A 17,657-nucleotide genomic window follows, 5' to 3' on the forward strand; every position below is an offset into this window, starting at 1 on the left:
TGACCGCGGTGGCGGTCGGCGTCGCCATGGGCGCCTACGGGCTGGTCGGCGTGGCCACCGACGGCGCGTGGCCCGAGGACCTGCTCGGCTACGGCGGCGGTCTGGGCGTGCTGGCCCTGGTGCTGCACGTGGCCGTGAGGTGGCGCGCTCCGCACGCCGACCCGCTGCTCATCCCCGTGGCCATGCTCCTGAACGGGCTGGGGCTCGCGCTGATCCACCGCCTGGACGTGGCCGAGGACACCGCCTTCGCCGAGCGGCAGCTGGCGTGGTCCGCGGTCGGGCTGCTGCTGGCGACGCTCGTCGTCGTCCTGCTCCGCGACCACCGCTGGCTGCGCCGGTACACGTTCACGGCGATGGTGGTCGGCCTGGTCCTGCTGGTGATGCCGCTGGTGCCGGGACTGGGTCGCAACATCAACGGCGCCCAGATCTGGGTCCGCGTCGGACCCATCGGCTTCCAGCCGGGCGAGCTCGCCAAGATCGTGCTGACCGTGTTCTTCGCCGGCTACCTCGTCACCGCCCGCGACACCCTGTCGCTGGTCGGTCCCAAGGTGCTCGGTCTGCAGCTGCCCCGGCTGCGCGACCTCGGCCCGCTGGTGGTGGCGTGGCTGGCGAGCCTGGGCGTCCTGGTGCTCGAGCGCGACCTCGGCACCTCGCTGCTGTTCTTCGGGCTGTTCGTGGCGATGCTCTACGTGGCCACGCAGCGGTTCAGCTGGATCGCCATCGGCCTGGTGCTCTTCGCCGGCGGTGCGGTGTTCGCGTGGAGCATCTTCGCCCACGTGCAGGCGCGCGTCAGCGCCTGGCTCGACCCCTTCTCCTCCGCGATCTACGGCAAGTCCTACGGCGGCAGCTACCAGCTGGTGCAGGGGCTCTTCGGCTTCGCGCACGGCGGCCTGCTGGGCACCGGCATCGGCCAGGGACGGCCGCAGATCGTCCCCGAGGCCGAGAGCGACTTCATCCTCGCGACCCTCGGTGAGGAGCTGGGCCTGACCGGGCTGCTGGCCGTGCTGGTGGTCTACCTCGTCCTCGTCGAGCGGGGCCTGCGCACGGCCGTCGCGGTGCGCGACGGCTTCGGCAAGCTGCTGGCGGGCGGTCTGGCCTTCGCCATCGGCCTGCAGTGCTTCGTGGTGGCCGGCGGCGTGCTGCGCGTGATCCCCCTGACGGGCCTGACCATGCCGTTCCTCGCCTACGGCGGGTCGAGCCTCGTGGCCAACTGGATGATCGTCGGGCTGCTGCTGCGCGTCTCCGACGCCGCGCGCCGCCCCGCGCCCGCCGTCCCCGAGCCCGAGGGCGCCCCCGTGGTGCCCGACGAGGCCGGATCCGCCGCCACGCAGGTGGTGCGCCTGTGAACGCCCCCCTGCGCCGGCTCGCCGTGGTGGTCACGGCGATGTTCACCGCGCTCATGGTCGCCGCGACCTGGGTGCAGTTCGTCGACGCCGGCTCGCTGCGCGCCGACCCCCGCAACTCGCGCACCCTGTACGACCAGCTCGGCCGGGAGCGGGGGCCGATCACCACCGCCGACGGCACGGTCATCGCCGAGTCGGTGCCCAAGGACGACAGGTACCGCTACCAGCGGACCTACCCCGAGGGCGAGCTCTACTCGGCCGTCACCGGCACCTACTCGGTGACGACGGGACCCAGCGGGCTGGAGCGCGCCGAGGACGGCTACCTGTCCGGCACCTCTGACAAGCTCTTCTACCGCCGCATCTCCGACCTGCTGACGGGCACGCAGCCGGGCGGCGCGGTGGTGGAGACCACCCTGCGCGACGCCGTCCAGAAGGCCGCCGCTGACGGCCTGGGCGACCAGCAGGGCGCCGTCGTGGCCCTCGACCCGAAGACCGGTGACGTGCTGGCGCTGTACTCCTCCCCCGGGTGGGACCCGAACGCCCTGGCCGACCACGACACCTCCGCCGCGGCCGCCGCCCGCAAGGAGCTGACCGACGCCGACGGCGACCCGCTGGTCAGCAAGGCGACCTCGCAGAGCTACCCGCCCGGCTCGACGTTCAAGCTCGTCACGACGGCCGCGGCGCTGGAGAGCGGGAAGTACACCGCCGACAGCGTGCTGGACGGCCCGGCCGAGCTGACGCTGCCGCAGACCACCGCGACGCTGGCCAACGACGACGACCGGCCGTGCGGCACCGACGGCAGGACGTCCCTGGCCGACGCGCTGCGCGTCTCGTGCAACACGGCGTACGCCAACCTCGGGCTCGCCCTGGGGCAGGACGCGCTGCGGGAGCAGGCTCAGAAGTTCGGCTTCGACAAGGCCTTCGACATCCCGACCCGGGTGGCGGCCAGCAAGTTCCCCTCCCAGGACCTCAACCCGCCGCAGCTGGCCCAGTCCAGCATCGGCCAGTTCAGCGTCCAGGCGACCCCGATGCAGATGGCCATGGTCGCCGCGGCGATCGCGAACGGTGGAGTGGTGATGCAGCCCAACCTGGTCCGCACGGTGAGGGGCCGTGATCTCGCGGTGCTGGACGCGCCTCGCCCCACCGAGGTGGGGCGCGCCGTGTCCGGGCAGACCGCGAGCAGCCTGACCGCCATGATGGAGGGCGTGGTGCAGTCCGGGACCGGTCGCAGGGCGCAGATCCCGGGCGTGAGCGTGGCCGGCAAGACCGGCACCGCCCAGACGGTTCCCGGTGCTGCGCCGCACGCGTGGTTCACCGCGTTCGCCCCCGCCGACGACCCGGAGGTGGCCGTGGCCGTGTTCGTCGAGAACGGCGGGAACGCCGCGCAGGAGGCCTCCGGCGGCAGCGTCGCGGCGCCGATCGCCAAGTCGGTCATCCAGGCCGCACTGGCGGCCCAGGGCTCGGGGAGCAACGGCTGATGCGCGTCGACTCCGGCACCGTGCTGGGCAACCGCTACCAGCTCACCAACCCCATCGCCTCCGGTGGCATGGGCGAGGTGTGGGAGGCCCGCGACGAGCTGCTGGGCCGCACCGTGGCCGTCAAGGTGCTGCGCAGCGAGCTCGCCAGCGACGCCGGGTTCCTGGCCCGCTTCCGCACCGAGGCCCGCAACAGCGCCCGCCTGGCCCACCCGGCGATCGCCGCCACGTACGACTACGGCGAGTCCGACGGCAGCGCGTGGCTGGTCATGGAGCTGGTGCCGGGGGAGCCGCTGAGCGACCTGCTGGCCACCCAGCACTCCGTGGAGCCGCGCCGTGCGATGCGGATCATCGCCTCGGCGGCGTCCGGTCTGGCCGCGGCGCACGAGGCGGGGATCGTCCACCGCGACGTCAAGCCGGGCAACCTCCTCGTGACCCCCACCGGAGGGGTCAAGGTCACCGACTTCGGCATCGCCCGGGCCGCTGCCGAGGCACCGCTGACGGCCACGGGCCAGGTCATGGGGACAGCGGCCTACCTCTCCCCCGAGCAGGCCACCGGCCGGCGCGACCTGACCCCCGCCGTCGACGTCTACGCCCTCGGCGTGGTCGCCCACGAGATGCTCGCCGGGCAGCGCCCCTTCACGGGCGAGTCGCAGGTGGCCATCGCGCTGGCGCAGGTCAACGACCCGCCGCCGCCGCTGCCCTCGTCCGTGCCCGCCGGGGCCCGCGCCCTGGTCGACGCGTGCCTCGCGAAGGACCCGCACGCCCGTCCCCGCGACGCGGCCGTGGTGGCCCAGGTGGCCACCCTCGTGGCCGACGGCGACGACGCGCGCGCCCAGCGCGTGCTGCGCGCCGGGCTCGGCTCCGCCGCCGCGGGTGCAGCGGCGGGGGCCACGGGCGCCTCCACCGTCGCGCTCCCGCCGACGGCCGACGCGACCCGCGCCATGCCGCCCTCGCTGGACGACGAGACGGTCCCCTGGCCCGAGCCGGCGGCTCCCGCCACGCGGCGCTCCGCCCAGGCCGCTGCCGCCGCCTACGCGGCGGGATCGGCCACGGGCGCCGGTGCCGCCGGTGCTGCTGGTCCCGGGGGTGAGTTCCCCCGCACGGGCATGACGACGGGTCCGCACGGCACGCCGGAGCCGACCGGCCAGCGCTCCACCCGCGGGCGCATGACGGTGCCGCTGCTCGGCCTGCTGGCCGTCCTCGTCGTCGTCCTGGCCGCGCTGGTGTACCTCAACAGCGCGGGGGCGGGCGGCAGCACTCAGGAGCCGTCCAACGCGCCGCTGAGCACGCCGGACACCACGAGTGACGTCACGCAGGCCCCCAGCCGGACTCGTGCGACCGAGTCCGCGACGGAGTCGGCGACGACCACGACCCCCTCGGACACTCCGAGCACGGCCACGGAGAGCCCGAGCGCCTCGCCCTCGGAGACGGCCACGACGCCCGCGCCCACCGCGTCCGAGCCGGCGCCCACCGCGTCGGCACCCACGCCCAGCACCGGTGCCTCGGCCACGCCGGGGGCCACCGGGACCGCCGGCGGCGCTGGAGCCGGTGCCGCCGGTGCTGGTGCTCCCGCCGGCGGTTCCGTGCAGGGGGTGGACGGAGCGTGACCGGAGCCCCCCGCGTGCTCGGAGACCGCTACGAGGTCTCCGAGCTGCTGGGGCGCGGCGGCATGGCCGAGGTCCACGCCGGGCGCGACCAGCGCCTGGGCCGCCGGGTCGCCATCAAGCTGCTGCGCTCCGACATGGCGCGGGACCCGGTCTTCCAGGCCCGGTTCCGCCGCGAGGCGCAGTCGACGGCAGGCCTGAACCACCCCTCGATCGTGGCGGTCTACGACACCGGCGAGGACGTCTCCACCGAGTCGGGCGGCGCCCAGGTGCGCACCCCCTACATCGTCATGGAGTACGTCGAGGGCCGCACCGTCCGCGACGTGCTCGACGAGGCCGGCGGGACCGGGCTGGGCACGCAGCGCGCCGTCGAGATCACCGCTGGTGTGCTCACGGCGCTGCAGGCGGCGCACGACGCCGGCATCGTCCACCGAGACGTCAAGCCCGCCAACGTCATGGTGACGCCCTCGGGCGGCATCAAGGTCATGGACTTCGGCATCGCCCGCGCGGTCGCGGACTCCTCCGCCACGATGACGCAGACGAGCGCCGTCATCGGCACTGCGCAGTACCTCTCCCCGGAGCAGGCGCGCGGTGAGGTGGTCGACGCCCGCACCGACCTGTACTCCACCGGCTGCCTGCTGTACGAGCTGCTCACGGGTCGTCCGCCGTTCATCGGCGACTCCCCCGTGGCGGTGGCCTACCAGCACGTCGGGGAGCTGCCGGCGCCGCCGAGCCAGTACAACCGCGCCGTCGACGACGAGCTCGACCGGGTGGTGCTCAAAGCGCTGTCCAAGCAGCGCGACGACAGGTACTCCGACGCCGTGGAGTTCCGCGACGACCTGCTCGCCGCCGAGGCCGGCGACCCGGTCATGGCGCCGACGGTCGCCGTGGCCCACGCGTCCGCCACGCAGTTCCTGCCGACCACCACCGAGGCGACCCGTGCAGTGGCCGCCGGCGGCTTCGTGAGCCGGCGCACCCGCACCGACCCCACGGGCCAGGCCGCGGCGGTGGACGCCCCGGTGACGGGCCAGTTCGCCGCCCAGCCCCCGCCGCGGCGTGGCAGCCGGGCCTTCATGACCGTGCTCGTGGTGGTGCTCCTGGTGGTGCTGCTCCTGGTCGGGTGGCTGACGGTGCGCGCCTACCAGGAGTCGAACCTCGTCACGATCCCGCCAGTGGTCGGACAGACCCAGCAGGCCGCCGAGGCGAGCCTCACAGGGCTGGGGCTGAGCGTGGGGCAGGTGACCCAGAAGGCGGACCCCGCAGCGGCGGGCACCGTGCTCGACTCCGACCCCGACGCCGGTGAGCGCGTCGACCCGAAGTCGTCAGTGGCGCTGGTGGTCTCCAACGGACCCGCCGCCGTCCAGGTGCCGGACGTCATCGGGCAGACCCAGGAGCAGGCGGCGGCGACGCTGTCGGGCAGCGGACTGGCGCTGGGGACGGTCTCCACGAAGGACGCTCCGCAGCTGCGCGCCGGCACCGTCATCTCCACCGACCCCCCGAAGGGCTCCTCCCTCCAGCCCGGGACGAAGGTGGGTCTCGTCGTCGCCAGCGGCAAGGTCGAGGTGGCGAGCGTGGTGGGCAAGAGCCAGCAGGACGCTGTGACGGCGTTGACCGAGCTGGGCCTGGTGCCCTCGCTGAGCGCCCAGCCGAGCGACCAGCCGGCGGGGACGGTCGTGTCCCAGACCCCTGAGAGCGGCTCGGTGGCCGTCGGGAGCGTCGTCCAGCTCGTGGTCTCCGGTGGTGCGACCCCCACGGAGACGCCCACGGACCAGCCGACCGACCAGCCGACCGACCAGCCGACCGACGGTCAGGGCGACGGGGGCGGTCCGGCCCCCAGCCCGAGTCCCTCGCCCAGCCAGACGCCGAGCACCACGGCCACGCAGGGCACCTCCCTGGCCCCGGAGGACCCGGCGCCCACGGGAGAGCCGTCCAGGAGCCCGAGAGAGGGCTGAGACCGCCTCGCGCGCCTGGGGGTCGTCGTGCGGCGACCCTCAGGCGGGGCGGGTCTGCCCGTCGCGCACGAGCGGGGCCATGCCGGTGGAGCGCTCCACCGCACCGTCGTCGCCGCAGACCTGCAGCCAGTTCGCGAACAGCCGGTGCCCGCCCTGGGTGAGCACCGACTCGGGGTGGAACTGCACGCCGTGCAGCGGCAGCTCGCGGTGCTGGAGGGCCATCACCACGCCCCCGGGGGTGCGCCCGGTGACGACCAGCTCCTCGGGGACGGTGTCGGAGACGACCGCGAGGGAGTGGTAGCGGGTGGCGGTGAAGGGCTGCGGGAGGCCGTGGAGCACGCCGTCGCCGTCGTGGACGACCTCGCTGGTCTTGCCGTGCAGCAGCTCCTCGGCGTGCGTCACGGTCGCCCCGAAGACCTCGCCGAGGGCCTGGTGTCCCAGGCAGACGCCCAGCATCGGCGTGGCCCGCTCCGCGCAGCGGCGCACGAGGTCAGGACTGGCGCCCGCTTCCTTCGGGGCACCCGGGCCGGGCGAGAGGAGGACGCCGTCCACCCCCTCGAGCACGTCGTCGCGACCGAGCCAGGGGTCGTCGTTGCGCAGCACCCGGCAGTCGGCGCCGAGCTGCTCGAGGTAGCCCACGATCGTCCAGACGAAGCTGTCGTAGTTGTCGACGACGAGCACGCGGCGGCCGGTGGAGCTCATCGAGGAACCGTAGCGTGGGCGAGCTGCAGGGATCCGTCCCAACCGGGCACGCTGACGTCCTGCTGGCTCAGCTGCCAGCCGAGCCCCACCCGGGCGGCGTCGGAGAGGTAGCTGCGCACGGCCGGTGAGGCGTCCACGGCGGCCCTGAGGGCCGTGGGGTCGCCGACGGCCCTCACGGTGTACGGCGGGGCGTACAGGCGCCCCTGCAGGCGCAGGACGTTGCCGACGCAGCGCACGGCGGACGTGGAGATGATCCGCTGGTCCTGCAGCCCCACCGCGGTGGCACCGCCCGCCCACAGGGCGTTCACCACGGCCTGCAGGTCCTGCTGGTGGACGATGAGCACGTCGGCGGAGACGCCGCTGGCCCCGGCGGCCGCGGCGGTGTCGGCGGCGCGCGGGGCGTCGTCGAGGGTGATGACCAGGCCCGGCCCGTCCACGGGGTCGAGGCCGGCCGAGCCGGCCAGGGTGCCCGCCTCGGCCTGGAGCCGCTGGGCGGCCGGGTCGTCGACCTGGCGCCCGAGGGAGGCGACCTCCTCCTGCAGCTGCGCGAGGTGTGCGTCGTCACGGGCGACGTCCCGCTCACGGGCCACCACCTGGCTGCGCAGGTCGCTCGTGCTGGCCCGCAGGTCCGTGCCGTCCGCGGTGCGCGCCGACGTGGCGAACAGCCCTCCCGCGAGCACGAGGACGACGACGACGGCGGTGCCGCCGAGACCGGGGCGCGGCCAGCGCCGTCCAGAGGCGCTCTGCGAGGCGCCCGCGGGGCGCTCGACGAGGTCCTGGGCGGGGTCCGAGCCGGGGTGCTGGGCGGTCGGGGAGGTGGTCGCCGGGGCAGCTGCCGAGGACTCGTGCGCTGCGTCCGTCACGGCTCGCCCTCCCCGCCCGGCCCGGGCGACTACCCTCGGGCCCTGACAGCCCTGCTGGAGGAGGACCGGTGCCCGAGTCGAGGATACGTCGCCGTCGCGCGTGGACAGCCCCGCGCGAGAAGAGCGCCGGCCCCCGCCCGAGCCCCCGCTGGTGGGTTCCGGTCATGCTCGGGCTGATGCTGCTCGGGCTGGTGTGGATCGTCGTCTACTACCTCAGCGGCGCGAAGTACCCCGTGCCGCCGCTCGGCGCGTGGAACTTGGGCGTGGGGTTCGCCGTGGTGCTCGTCGGCTTCGCGATGACCACCCGCTGGCGCTGACGCCGTCCTGAGGACCGACCGGGACCACCGGGCTCAGAGGAGCCCGGTGGCCGCCATCCGTGCGACGGCGGCCACGAGCAGCACCAGCGCGACGGCGGCGGTCCCGACCACCTGCGCCGGGGTGCGGATGCGCTGCGGCGCGTAGGCGTAGACGGCGCCGAGGGCCAGTCCGGTGACGAGCCCGCCGAGGTGGGCCTGCCAGGCGATGCCCGGCACGAGGAAGCCGATGGCGCCGTTGATGACGATGAGCACGACGATCTGGCCGAACTGCTGGTTGAGCCTGCGCTGGACGAGCACGAGCGCGCCGAAGAGGCCGAAGACCGCGCCGGAGGCGCCCACGGAGATGGTGGTCCAGCTCTGGCTCGTCGGACTGATGACGAGCAGCGACCCGACCGAGCCGCCGAAGGCGGTGATCAGGTAGAGCGCCGCGAAGCGGGCCCTGCCGAACTGCTGCTCCAGGTACGAGCCGAAGAGCCACAGCGCGTACATGTTGAAGGCGATGTGGATGACCCCGCCGTGCAGGAAGGCGGCGGTGAGGAAGCGCCAGGGCTCGGCAGCGGCCGCGACCGGTGCGAAGCCGTACTGGTAGGTGATCCCGGGCGCCACGGTCGCCTGCAGCAGGTAGACCGCGACGCAGATGCCGATCATGGTCAGCGTGACCACGGGGCGGCCGCCGCGCAGGGTGGCACCGAAGGCCGTGCGGGCCTGGCGGACGTCCCGAGCACCCTCGCGGACGCAGTCCACGCACTGGATCCCCACCGCCGCGGGTCGCTGGCACTCGGGGCAGGTGGGCCGCTCGCAGCGCTGGCAGCGGACGTACGAGACCCGGTCGGGGTGTCGGGGGCAGACCGGGTCCTGCCTGGGGGCCTGGGGCCCCCAGGCAGGGTCGGTCACGGTCGCAGGGCCGGCTGGTGCGAGGTGGTCAGTCGGAGATCTCGACGGACTCGAGCACCACGGGCTCCACGGGGCGGTCCATGGCCCCCGTGCGGACACCGGCGATGGCGTCGATGACCTTCTTGCTCTCCTCGTCGGCGACCTCGCCGAAGATCGTGTGCTTGCCCTGCAGCCACGTGGTCGGTGCCACCGTGATGAAGAACTGCGAGCCGTTGGTGCCCTGGCCCCCGCGCTTGCCGGCGTTCGCCATGGCGAGCAGGTAGGGCTTGGTGAAGGTCAGCTCGGGGTGGATCTCGTCGTCGAAGGTGTAGCCGGGACCGCCTGTGCCGTTCCCGACCGGGTCACCGCCCTGGATCATGAAGCCGGGGATGATGCGGTGGAAGGTGAGCCCGTCGAAGAACTTGTCGGTGCGCTTGGCACCGGTCTGCGGGTCGGTCCACTCCTTCTCACCCGTCGCCAGCCCGGTGAAGTTGGCCACCGTCTTGGGTGCGTGGTCGGGGAACAGCACCACGCGGACGTCCCCGTGGTTCGTGTGCAGCGTCGCCTCCATGGGCACCATCCTCGCACCCGGTGCGATCTCGCCCCCTCGCTGGGCGATCCGCAGCCCCTCCCGGCAGGATGGGCGCCGACGGTCCGGGAGCCGGGCCCGGGAGGAGGACGCGTGTTCGGGAGGAAGAACCGAGCGGAGCGGACCGCCGCGGCGGTCAGCCACGCCACGAAGGCGGCCGGGGCGACGCTCGCAGGCAGGGCGGAGAAGCACGCCGCGCAGGTCGCCGGTGAGCTGGCGAACGTGAAGCAGGGCGCGAAGGGCGCCGGCCACACCGTGGCCGCGTCGGGCGCTGCCCTGCAGGCGGGTGCGCTGAGCAGCGCGCAGCGCATCGCGAAGAGCGCCGAGGAGTGGAAGAAGCAGGCCGGTCCGGCCGCCGCGCAGGCCAAGGAGGCAGCCGTCGGCTACGCCGGCCAGGCGCGCGAGTGGGCGCAGCCCCGCGTGGAGGAGGCGTACGCCAAGGCCGTGCCGCTGGTCGTCGACGCCAGGGACCGCGGCATCCGGGCTGCGGCGCCCAAGGTGGAGCACGCGGCCGACTCGCTGGTGCCGCACGTGGACCACGCGCGCGACACGATCGTGGACGAGTGGCTGCCGCGCGCCGTCGCGGCCGTCAGCGCGGCTGCCGCCGCTGCCGCCGCGAAGGCCGGCGAGGCGACCGACGCCGCCGCGACGAGCACCACCGCGGGCCTGAAGAAGGTCAGCGGCAGCCCGCTCATCAGCGCCAAGGCCGCCAAGAAGGCGGCGCGTCGCCGTCGCACCCGCCGGTTCCTGGTCTTCACGACCGTCGTCGGCGCTGCGGGTGCTGCCGGGTGGGCCGTGTGGAAGTCCCGCCAGCAGGCCGTGGTGGACCCGTGGGTCCCCGCGACCGCTCCGGGCACCGGGGTCAGCTCCGCGCCCGACCACAGCCGTCTGTCGTCCTCGACACCGGGCACCTCGGGTGCCGCCGGCGCTCCGCTCGGTGGCGGCAGCGCCGCGAGCACGTCCTCCGACGTCGACACCCCCGCCGCCGACGGCTCGACGAAGGCTCAGGACGCCGCGTCGAAGGTCGAGTCCGCCGTCGACAAGGCCGCGGGCAAGGTCCAGGAGACGGTCGAGAAGGTCGTCGACAAGGCCAAGGACGCCGCACCGTCCTCCCCCTCGACCACCGAGGACGCCGACGCCGCGAAGCGCAGCACCGCCCCGCCGACGCTGACCACCAGCGCCACCACGGCCGGCGCCGCAGACTCCGTGCTCGGTGACGCGACCAAGGGCGCGGACACCCCCGCCGCTCCGACGACGCCGGCCGAGGGCAGCGCGAGCAGGGCCAAGCCCAGGCCGAAGCCCGGGCCGTCCGGCTCCTGAGGGGCTGAACAGCACGAAGGCCGGTCACCCCGAGGGGTGACCGGCCTTCTCGTGTGTCTCCGAGTGGAGGCGAGGGGACTCGAACCCCTAACCCCCTGCATGCAAAGCAGGTGCGCTACCAATTGCGCCACGCCCCCGGGGGCACGTCGGGTGGGCCTAACAGGACTTGAACCTGTGACCTCTTCCTTATCAGGGAAGCGCTCTAACCAACTGAGCTATAGGCCCGAACCGGGGCGCACGCGCACCGGGTGGAACGAGGTTAGCGCACGCTCGGGGTCAGTCGTCGCTCAGGGTCAGCCTGACGCCGCCGACGAGCCCGCTGGCGAGGTTGTAGAGGACGGCCGCGACCGTGCTGATGAGCGTCAGCAGGACGACGTCGACCACGGCGAGGAACACGGTCACCGACAGCACGCGCGACAGGCTGAGCAGGTCGGCCACGCGGAAGTTGCTCTCCGTGCCGACGACGTCGCTGATGACGCTGTCGAGCTGACCGAACACGCCCATGCCGTTGAGCACGGCCCACAGCACGGTGACGGCGACCACGGCGATGATGCCCAGGGCCACCGACAGCAGGAAGGCGAGCCGCGCCACGGACCACAGGCTGACGCGCGACAGGCTCAGCTTGACCCTCCGCGGGGCCTCCGCCGTGGAGGCCGGCGCGGCATGGGCTGCGTCCGGCTGCTCCGCGGCTCGCGCCTCCGCGCCGGTGCGCACCGGGCGCACCGCCGTGGGAGCCGTGCTCGCCGCCGGACCAGCGGCGGCCGCAGGACTCTGACGCGCTGTGGCCGCCTTCGAGGACGCCGCCGGCGGCGAGGTCAGGGGGCGGGCAGGGGCTCCGCGCTGCGCGGAGCCCCCGGAACCCGGGCGAGGGCCGTTGCCGAGCGTCCCCGCCCCACCCGCTGGCGCGGAGGTGGGCCGGGTGCCCCCGCCCGCCGGCCGCTGGCCGGCGGGTCGGGCAGGGCCTGCGGCACCTCCACCAGGCGTGCTGGCGGCCGCTGGCCGCCCAGAGGAACCCGAGGAGTCTCGGGCGTCAGTCTTCTCGGACGGGCTCACGCCCCACCTCCGGGCTCAGGCTCAGGCTCAGGCGACGGTACGGCATCCGGGCCGTCGTCGCCGGGAGCCGCGCCCGGCTCCTGCGCGTCCTGGACCGGGTCGAACCGCTCAGCGACCTCGGCACCCCCAGCGGGGTCGACGGACTCGTCCTCCGCCGCCTCCTCCTCGGCCGCCCGCTCGGCGTTGCGCGCCACCAGGAGGATCTGGTCGCGGGCGTCGACCTTGGCGAAGCTGACGCCCATGGTGTCGCGGCCGGTGGCGCGCACCTCGGAGGCGCGGCTGCGGACCACCTTCCCGCTGGCCATCACCACGAGCACCTCGTCCTCGTCGCCCACGAGGAGGGCCCCGGCGAGGTCGCCACCGCGCTCGGACGGCTTCGCGACCCGCACGCCGTACCCGCCGCGGCCCTGCACGCGGTACTGGTCCACCGCGGTGCGCTTGGCCATGCCCGAGGCGAAGACCACGAACACGTCCGCGGTGGTGTCGTCGCGGACGGCGTCCATGGCCAGCAGCTCGTCCCCGTCGCGGAACCGCATGCCGGTGACGCCCGACGTCGCGCGGCCCATGGGCCTCAGCGCCTCGTCAGACGCGGTGAAGCGCACCGACTGCCCCTGCCGGGACACCAGCAGGAGGTCGTCCTCGTCGCCGACCAGGCGAGCGGAGACCAGCTCGTCGCCCTCGCGGAGGTTGATGGCCACCACGCCGCCGGAGCGCGCCGAGTCGTACTCGGTGAGCCTCGTCTTCTTCACCAGCCCGCTGCGGGTCGCCAGGACGAGGAAGGGCGCCTGGGCGTAGTCGCGCAGGTCCAGGACCTGGGCGATCTTCTCGCCCGGCTGGAACGCCAGCAGGTTGGCCACGTGCTGGCCGCGCGCGTCGCGGCCGCCCTCGGGCAGCTCGTGCGCCTTCGCCCGGTAGACCCGGCCGAAGTTGGTGAAGAACAGCAGCCAGTGGTGCGTCGTGGTGGTGAAGAAGGAGCTGACGAGGTCGTCAGCGCGCAGCGCCGCCCCCCGCACGCCCTTGCCGCCGCGGCGCTGGGCCCGGTAGGCGTCGACGCGGGTCCGCTTGGCGTAGCCGCCGGCCGTGATCGTGACGACCACGTCCTCCTCGGGGATGAGGTCCTCCACGCTCATGTCGCCCTCGAAGGGCACGATGCGCGTGCGCCGGTCGTCGCCGTACTTGCTGACGATCTCGCCCAGCTCCTCGCCGACGATCGTCCGCTGGCGGGCGGGGCTCGCGAGGATGTCCTCGTAGTCGGCGATGAGCGCGACGAGGGCGTCGTGCTCGTCGATGATGCGCTGGCGCTCCAGCGCCGCCAGGCGGCGCAGCTGCATCTCGAGGATGGCGTTGGCCTGGACCTCGTCGATGTCGAGCAGGCCCATGAGGCCGACGCGGGCGTCCTCGGTGGTGGCCGACGCGCGGATCAGGGCGATGACGGCGTCGAGCGCGTCGAGCGCCTTCAGCTGGCCGATGAGGATGTGGGCCCGCTGCTGCGCGCGGCGCAGGCGGTACTGGGTCCGCCGGACGATCACCTCGAGCTGGTGGGCGATCCAGTGCGAGACGAAGGCGTTGATCGGCAGGGTCCGCGGGACGCCGTCGACCAGCGCCAGCATGTTGGCGCTGAAGTTCTCCTGCAGCGGGGTGTGCTTGTAGAGGTTGTTCAGCACGACCTTGGCCACCGCGTCGCGCTTGAGGACGACGACCAGGCGCTGGCCCGTCTTGCCGGAGGTCTCGTCGCGGACGTCGGCGATGCCGGCGATGCGGCCGGTGTTCGCCAGCTCGGCGATCTTGGTGGCGAGGTTGTCGGGGTTGACCTGGTAGGGCAGCTCCGTGACCACCAGGCACTGGCGGTTCTGGATCTCCTCGACCGCGACGACGGCGCGCATCGGGACGCTCCCGCGGCCCGTGCGGTACATGTCCTCGATGCCCGAGCGGCCGAGGATCGTGGCGGCGGTGGGGAAGTCGGGCCCCTGGATGCGCGCCAGCAGCGCGTCCAGGAGCTCCTCCTCGCTCGCGTCGGGGTGCTCGAGTGCCCACTTGACGCCGTCGGCCACCTCGCGCAGGTTGTGCGGCGGGATGTTGGTGGCCATGCCCACCGCGATGCCTGCAGAGCCGTTGACCAGCAGGTTCGGGAAGCGCGACGGCAGGACGTCGGGCTCGGTGGTGTGCCCGTCGTAGTTGGGCGAGAAGTCGACGGTCTCCTCGTCGATGTCCCGCACCATCTCCAGCGCCAGCGGCGCCATGCGGCACTCGGTGTACCGGGGGGCGGCGGCGGAGTCGTTGCCGGGGGAGCCGAAGTTGCCCTGGCCGGCCACCAGCGGGTACCGCAGCGACCAGTCCTGGGCGAGGCGGACGAGGGCGTCGTAGATCGCCGTGTCGCCGTGGGGGTGGTAGTGCCCCATGACGTCTCCGACCACGCGGGCGCACTTGGAGTACGGCCGGTCAGGGCGGTACCCGCCGTCGTACATCGCGTACAGCACGCGCCGGTGAACCGGCTTGAGCCCGTCGCGCACGTCGGGCAGCGCCCGGCTCACGATGACGCTCATCGCGTAGTCGAGGTACGACCGCTGCATCTCCAGCTGCAGGTCGACCTGCTCGATCCGGTCCCCGCCCGACGACTCCGAGGGGGCGACCGTTCCGTTCGGGGGCTCAGACATCGAGGAACCTCACGTCGTGGGCGTTGCGCTGGATGAACGAGCGCCGGGAGTCGACGTCCTCGCCCATGAGCACGGCGAAGATCGCGTCGGCCGCGGCGGCGTCGTCGAGGGAGACCCGGCGCAGGGTGCGGTGCGCGCGGTCCATGGTGGTGCTGGCGAGCTCGTCCCAGTTCATCTCGCCCAGCCCCTTGTAGCGCTGGACGGCGCTCTCCTTGGGCAGCCGGCCGCCGTTCGCCTGGCCTTCCGCGAGGAACGCGTCGCGCTCGCGGTCGGAGAAGACGAAGTCGTGCTCGCGGTTGGACCACTTGATCCGGTACAGCGGGGGCTGGGCCAGGTAGACGTGGCCCATCTCGACCAGCGGGCGCATGTAGCGGAACAGCAGCGTGAGCAGCAGCGTGGTGATGTGCTGGCCGTCGACGTCGGCGTCCGCCATGAGGATGATCTTGTGGTAGCGCAGCTTGGAGATGTCGAACTCCTCGCCGATGCCGGTGCCGAACGCCGTGATGAGCGCCTGCACCTCCTGGTTGCCCAGGGCCTTGTCGAGACGGGCCTTCTCGACGTTGAGGATCTTGCCGCGGATCGGCAGGATCGCCTGCGTCTCGGGGTCGCGGCCCTTGACGGCGGAGCCACCGGCGGAGTCGCCCTCGACGATGAAGACCTCGCAGCGCGAGGGGTCGTTGGAGGAGCAGTCGCGCAGCTTGCCGGGAAGGCCGATGCCGTCCATGAGGCCCTTGCGGCGGGTGGCCTCGCGGGCCTTGCGCGCCGCCATGCGGGCCACCGAGGCGCTGATGGCCTTGCGGACCACGGCCTTGGCCTCGAACGGGTTGCGCTCGAGCCAGTCGGAGAGGTTGTCCGTCATGCGGTTCTGGACGAAGCCCTTGACCTCGGTGTTGCCGAGCTTGGTCTTGGTCTGGCCCTCGAACTGCGGCTCGCCGAGCTTGACGGAGACGACGGCGGTGAGGCCCTCGCGCACGTCGTCCCCGGTGAGGTTCTCGTCCTTCTCCTTGAGGAGGTTGTTGGCGCGCGCGTAGCGGTTGACCAGGGCGGTCAGGGCTGCGCGGAAGCCCTCCTCGTGGGTGCCCCCCTCGTGGGTGTTGATGACGTTGGCGTAGGTGTGGACGGACTCGGAGTACCCGGTCGTCCACTGCATCGCGATCTCGACCGACATGCCGCGGTCGGTGTCCTCGGCCTCGAAGGCGATCACCGAGTCGTGCACGGCCTCGGAGCGCTTCTGGTTGTTGAGGTGCTTGACGTAGTCGACCAGACCGCCGTCGTAGCGGTAGGTGACCGAGCGGGCCTTCACCGACTCGTCGTAGTCCTCGCCCTCCTCGGTGCTGGTGGGCCGCTCGTCGGTGAGCCTGAGCTCGAGGCCCCGGTTGAGGAAGGCGTACTGCTGGAGGCGCGCGCGCAGCGTCTCGTAGTCGAAGACGACGGTCTCGAACGTCTCCTCGCTGGGCCAGAAGGTCACCGTGGTCCCGGTGGTCTCGGCCTCCTCGCCCTTCTCCAGCGGCGCCTCGGGGACGCCGTGGCGGTAGGCCTGGCGCCACACGTGGCCCTGGCGGCGCACCTCCACCTCCACGCGGCGGGAGAGCGCGTTCACCACGGAGATGCCCACGCCGTGCAGGCCGCCGGAGACGGCGTAGCCGCCACCGCCGAACTTGCCACCCGCGTGCAGGACGGTGAGGACCACCTCGACGGCGGGCTTGCCCTCTGACGGGATGACGTCGACGGGGATGCCGCGTCCGTCGTCGACCACGCGGACGCCGCCGTCAGCCAGCAGCGTCACGTCGATGGCGGTGGCGTGCCCCGCGAGGGCCTCGTCCACGGAGTTGTCGACGACCTCCCACACCAGGTGGTGCAGGCCGCGCTCGCCGGTGGAGCCGATGTACATGCCGGGCCGCTTGCGGACGGCCTCGAGGCCCTCGAGGACCTGGATGTTGCTGGCGTCGTACGTGGGGGACGACGGTGCCGGGCCGCTCGCGCGGTGGTGCTCCTCCGGCTGCTCGGCCAGGGGCTGCGTGAGAGCCTCGGGCACGGGAACGGCGTCGTCTGTGGGGTCGGCCACGGTCCTCCTCGCGCAGTCACGCGCTCAGGAGCGCGCACGGGCCTCCATCTTACGTCGACACGCCGACACCCCGTCGCCGGACGGGCTCCTCACGGCCCAGAGCACCCCTTCTGGGGGCCGTGGACGCCCCGCAGCGCCACGAACAGACCCGCACTGGTGCCCCGGGTCCGCCCCGGCGCTCCCGGGGCGGCTCTGCGCCCGCTGCGCCCCCCACCGGGGCGGGTGCCGCACCAGGCGGCCGCGGTCAGCCGTACGTGTCGCGCGGACCACGGCCGCCGGCGGAGCGGCTGCCCGCGCGCCAGGACGGGCCGGCGGGCCCGCGGACCACCAGGCGGGTGACCACGCCCTCGCCGAGGTCCTCGTCGAGCCGTCGCAGCACGGTCGCCGTGAGCAGGCGCACCTGCGTGGCCCAGGCGGTCGAGTCCGCGCGCACCACCAGCTCGCCCTCGGAGAAGGTCTCCGGCTGGCAGTGGGCGGCGATCTCGGCGCCGACCACGTCCGCCCAGCGGCCCATGACGCCCCCGACGGCGACCGGCGTCCGCCAGCCGCGCTCGTTGACCAGCCGGCCGATGCTCGCCGAGACGGTCTGGGGGTCCCTCGCGTCGGGCCGGGCGCCGCTGCGCCCGCCGTCCTGACCGCTGCGGCGGGCACCACCGGCGGTGGCCGGGCCGCCGGTGCCTCCACCCCGGCCGGGAGGGGGCAGCGACCCCGGCCTCCCCGGCCGGGCGCCGCGGGCGCGGGCGGCGGCCCGCGCGCGGTGGAGGGCGGTGGCGGCGGCGTCGGGCAGCAGCTCGGGGCCCGGCAGCGCGTCGGGGTCCACCGGCCCGCTGGGGCCGGAGGGCGC

At 73.8% G+C, this 17,657-nt stretch carries 14 protein-coding genes and 2 tRNA genes; 6 read left to right on the plus strand and 10 right to left on the minus strand.

The genetic code is table 11. The features are described from left to right. Window positions 1-26: 26 nt before the first annotated feature. The 4 genes from FMM08_RS10790 to pknB are packed head-to-tail and all read left to right on the plus strand — an operon-like array spanning window position 27 to window position 6,377. A complete protein-coding gene (locus FMM08_RS10790) occupies window positions 27-1,346 on the plus strand; it encodes an FtsW/RodA/SpoVE family cell cycle protein (protein ID WP_147926636.1) in 1,320 nt (439 codons plus the stop codon). Further along, window positions 1,343-2,821: a peptidoglycan D,D-transpeptidase FtsI family protein gene (locus FMM08_RS10795; RefSeq protein ID WP_147926391.1), complete on the plus strand. Its 1,479-nt coding sequence runs from the start codon at window positions 1,343-1,345 to the stop codon at window positions 2,819-2,821. The genes FMM08_RS10790 and FMM08_RS10795 overlap by 4 nt, the downstream gene beginning before the upstream one ends. Further along, window positions 2,821-4,428 carry a serine/threonine-protein kinase gene (locus FMM08_RS23380; protein WP_222710661.1) on the plus strand — a complete coding sequence of 536 codons (1,608 nt, stop codon included), beginning with the start codon at window positions 2,821-2,823 and terminating at the stop codon, window positions 4,426-4,428. The genes FMM08_RS10795 and FMM08_RS23380 overlap by 1 nt, the downstream gene beginning before the upstream one ends. Further along, window positions 4,425-6,377 (plus strand): Stk1 family PASTA domain-containing Ser/Thr kinase, encoded by a 1,953-nt coding sequence (pknB, locus tag FMM08_RS10805; protein WP_147926392.1) that lies wholly within the window; start codon window positions 4,425-4,427, stop codon window positions 6,375-6,377. Before FMM08_RS23380 ends, pknB begins: the two co-directional genes overlap by 4 nt. Before the next feature lie 39 nt (window positions 6,378-6,416). On the opposite strand, the gene FMM08_RS10810 is transcribed toward pknB, so the two are convergent. Both FMM08_RS10810 and FMM08_RS10815 read right to left on the minus strand, forming a co-directional pair. After that, window positions 6,417-7,079: an aminodeoxychorismate/anthranilate synthase component II gene (locus FMM08_RS10810; RefSeq protein WP_147926393.1), complete on the minus strand. Its 663-nt coding sequence runs from the start codon at window positions 7,077-7,079 to the stop codon at window positions 6,417-6,419. After that, complete coding sequence (locus FMM08_RS10815; protein WP_255472270.1) at window positions 7,076-7,942, minus strand: DUF881 domain-containing protein; 867 nt, start codon at window positions 7,940-7,942, stop codon at window positions 7,076-7,078. Before FMM08_RS10815 ends, FMM08_RS10810 begins: the two co-directional genes overlap by 4 nt. A 68-nt stretch (window positions 7,943-8,010) precedes the next feature. On the opposite strand from FMM08_RS10815, the gene FMM08_RS10820 reads away from it, so the two are divergent. Next, entirely contained in the window at window positions 8,011-8,259 is a 249-nt protein-coding gene (locus FMM08_RS10820) for a cell division protein CrgA (RefSeq protein ID WP_147926394.1), read from the plus strand. 33 nt (window positions 8,260-8,292) lie between these two features. Here the strand turns inward: FMM08_RS10820 and FMM08_RS10825 are convergent, their stop codons facing one another. After that, on the minus strand, window positions 8,293-9,003 hold the full coding sequence (locus tag FMM08_RS10825) for a rhomboid family intramembrane serine protease (protein WP_222710662.1): 711 nt from the start codon (window positions 9,001-9,003) through the stop codon (window positions 8,293-8,295). Between the two features lie 178 nt (window positions 9,004-9,181). Beyond that, window positions 9,182-9,703, minus strand: a complete 522-nt coding sequence (locus FMM08_RS10830; RefSeq protein WP_147926396.1) for a peptidylprolyl isomerase — start codon at window positions 9,701-9,703, stop codon at window positions 9,182-9,184. Window positions 9,704-9,814: 111 nt separating this feature from the next. On the opposite strand from FMM08_RS10830, the gene FMM08_RS10835 reads away from it, so the two are divergent. After that, window positions 9,815-11,041, plus strand: a complete 1,227-nt coding sequence (locus tag FMM08_RS10835; RefSeq protein WP_147926397.1) for a hypothetical protein — start codon at window positions 9,815-9,817, stop codon at window positions 11,039-11,041. Window positions 11,042-11,105: 64 nt separating this feature from the next. On the opposite strand, the gene FMM08_RS10840 is transcribed toward FMM08_RS10835, so the two are convergent. The 6 genes from FMM08_RS10840 to FMM08_RS10865 form a co-directional block, all read right to left on the minus strand. Then, window positions 11,106-11,178, minus strand: a tRNA-Ala gene (locus tag FMM08_RS10840). Window positions 11,179-11,192: 14 nt separating this feature from the next. Beyond that, a tRNA-Ile gene (locus FMM08_RS10845) sits at window positions 11,193-11,266 on the minus strand. A 51-nt stretch (window positions 11,267-11,317) separates the two neighbouring features. After that, a complete protein-coding gene (locus tag FMM08_RS24100; protein ID WP_369431704.1) occupies window positions 11,318-12,094 on the minus strand; it encodes a DUF3566 domain-containing protein in 777 nt (258 codons plus the stop codon). Continuing rightward, the gene (gyrA, locus tag FMM08_RS10855) at window positions 12,091-14,748 is read right to left on the minus strand and encodes a DNA gyrase subunit A (RefSeq protein WP_147926398.1); all 2,658 of its coding nucleotides are present in this window, start codon (window positions 14,746-14,748) and stop codon (window positions 12,091-12,093) included. Before gyrA ends, FMM08_RS24100 begins: the two co-directional genes overlap by 4 nt. Beyond that, window positions 14,741-16,813: a DNA topoisomerase (ATP-hydrolyzing) subunit B gene (gyrB, locus tag FMM08_RS10860; RefSeq protein ID WP_439653559.1), complete on the minus strand. Its 2,073-nt coding sequence runs from the start codon at window positions 16,811-16,813 to the stop codon at window positions 14,741-14,743. Before gyrB ends, gyrA begins: the two co-directional genes overlap by 8 nt. 244 nt (window positions 16,814-17,057) lie before the next feature. Beyond that, entirely contained in the window at window positions 17,058-17,633 is a 576-nt protein-coding gene (locus tag FMM08_RS10865; protein ID WP_439653560.1) for a DciA family protein, read from the minus strand. Between the last annotated feature and the right edge of the window lie 24 nt (window positions 17,634-17,657).

Source organism: Quadrisphaera setariae, from assembly GCF_008041935.1.
In the GTDB taxonomy this organism is placed as follows: Bacteria; Actinomycetota; Actinomycetes; order Actinomycetales; family Quadrisphaeraceae; genus Quadrisphaera; species Quadrisphaera setariae.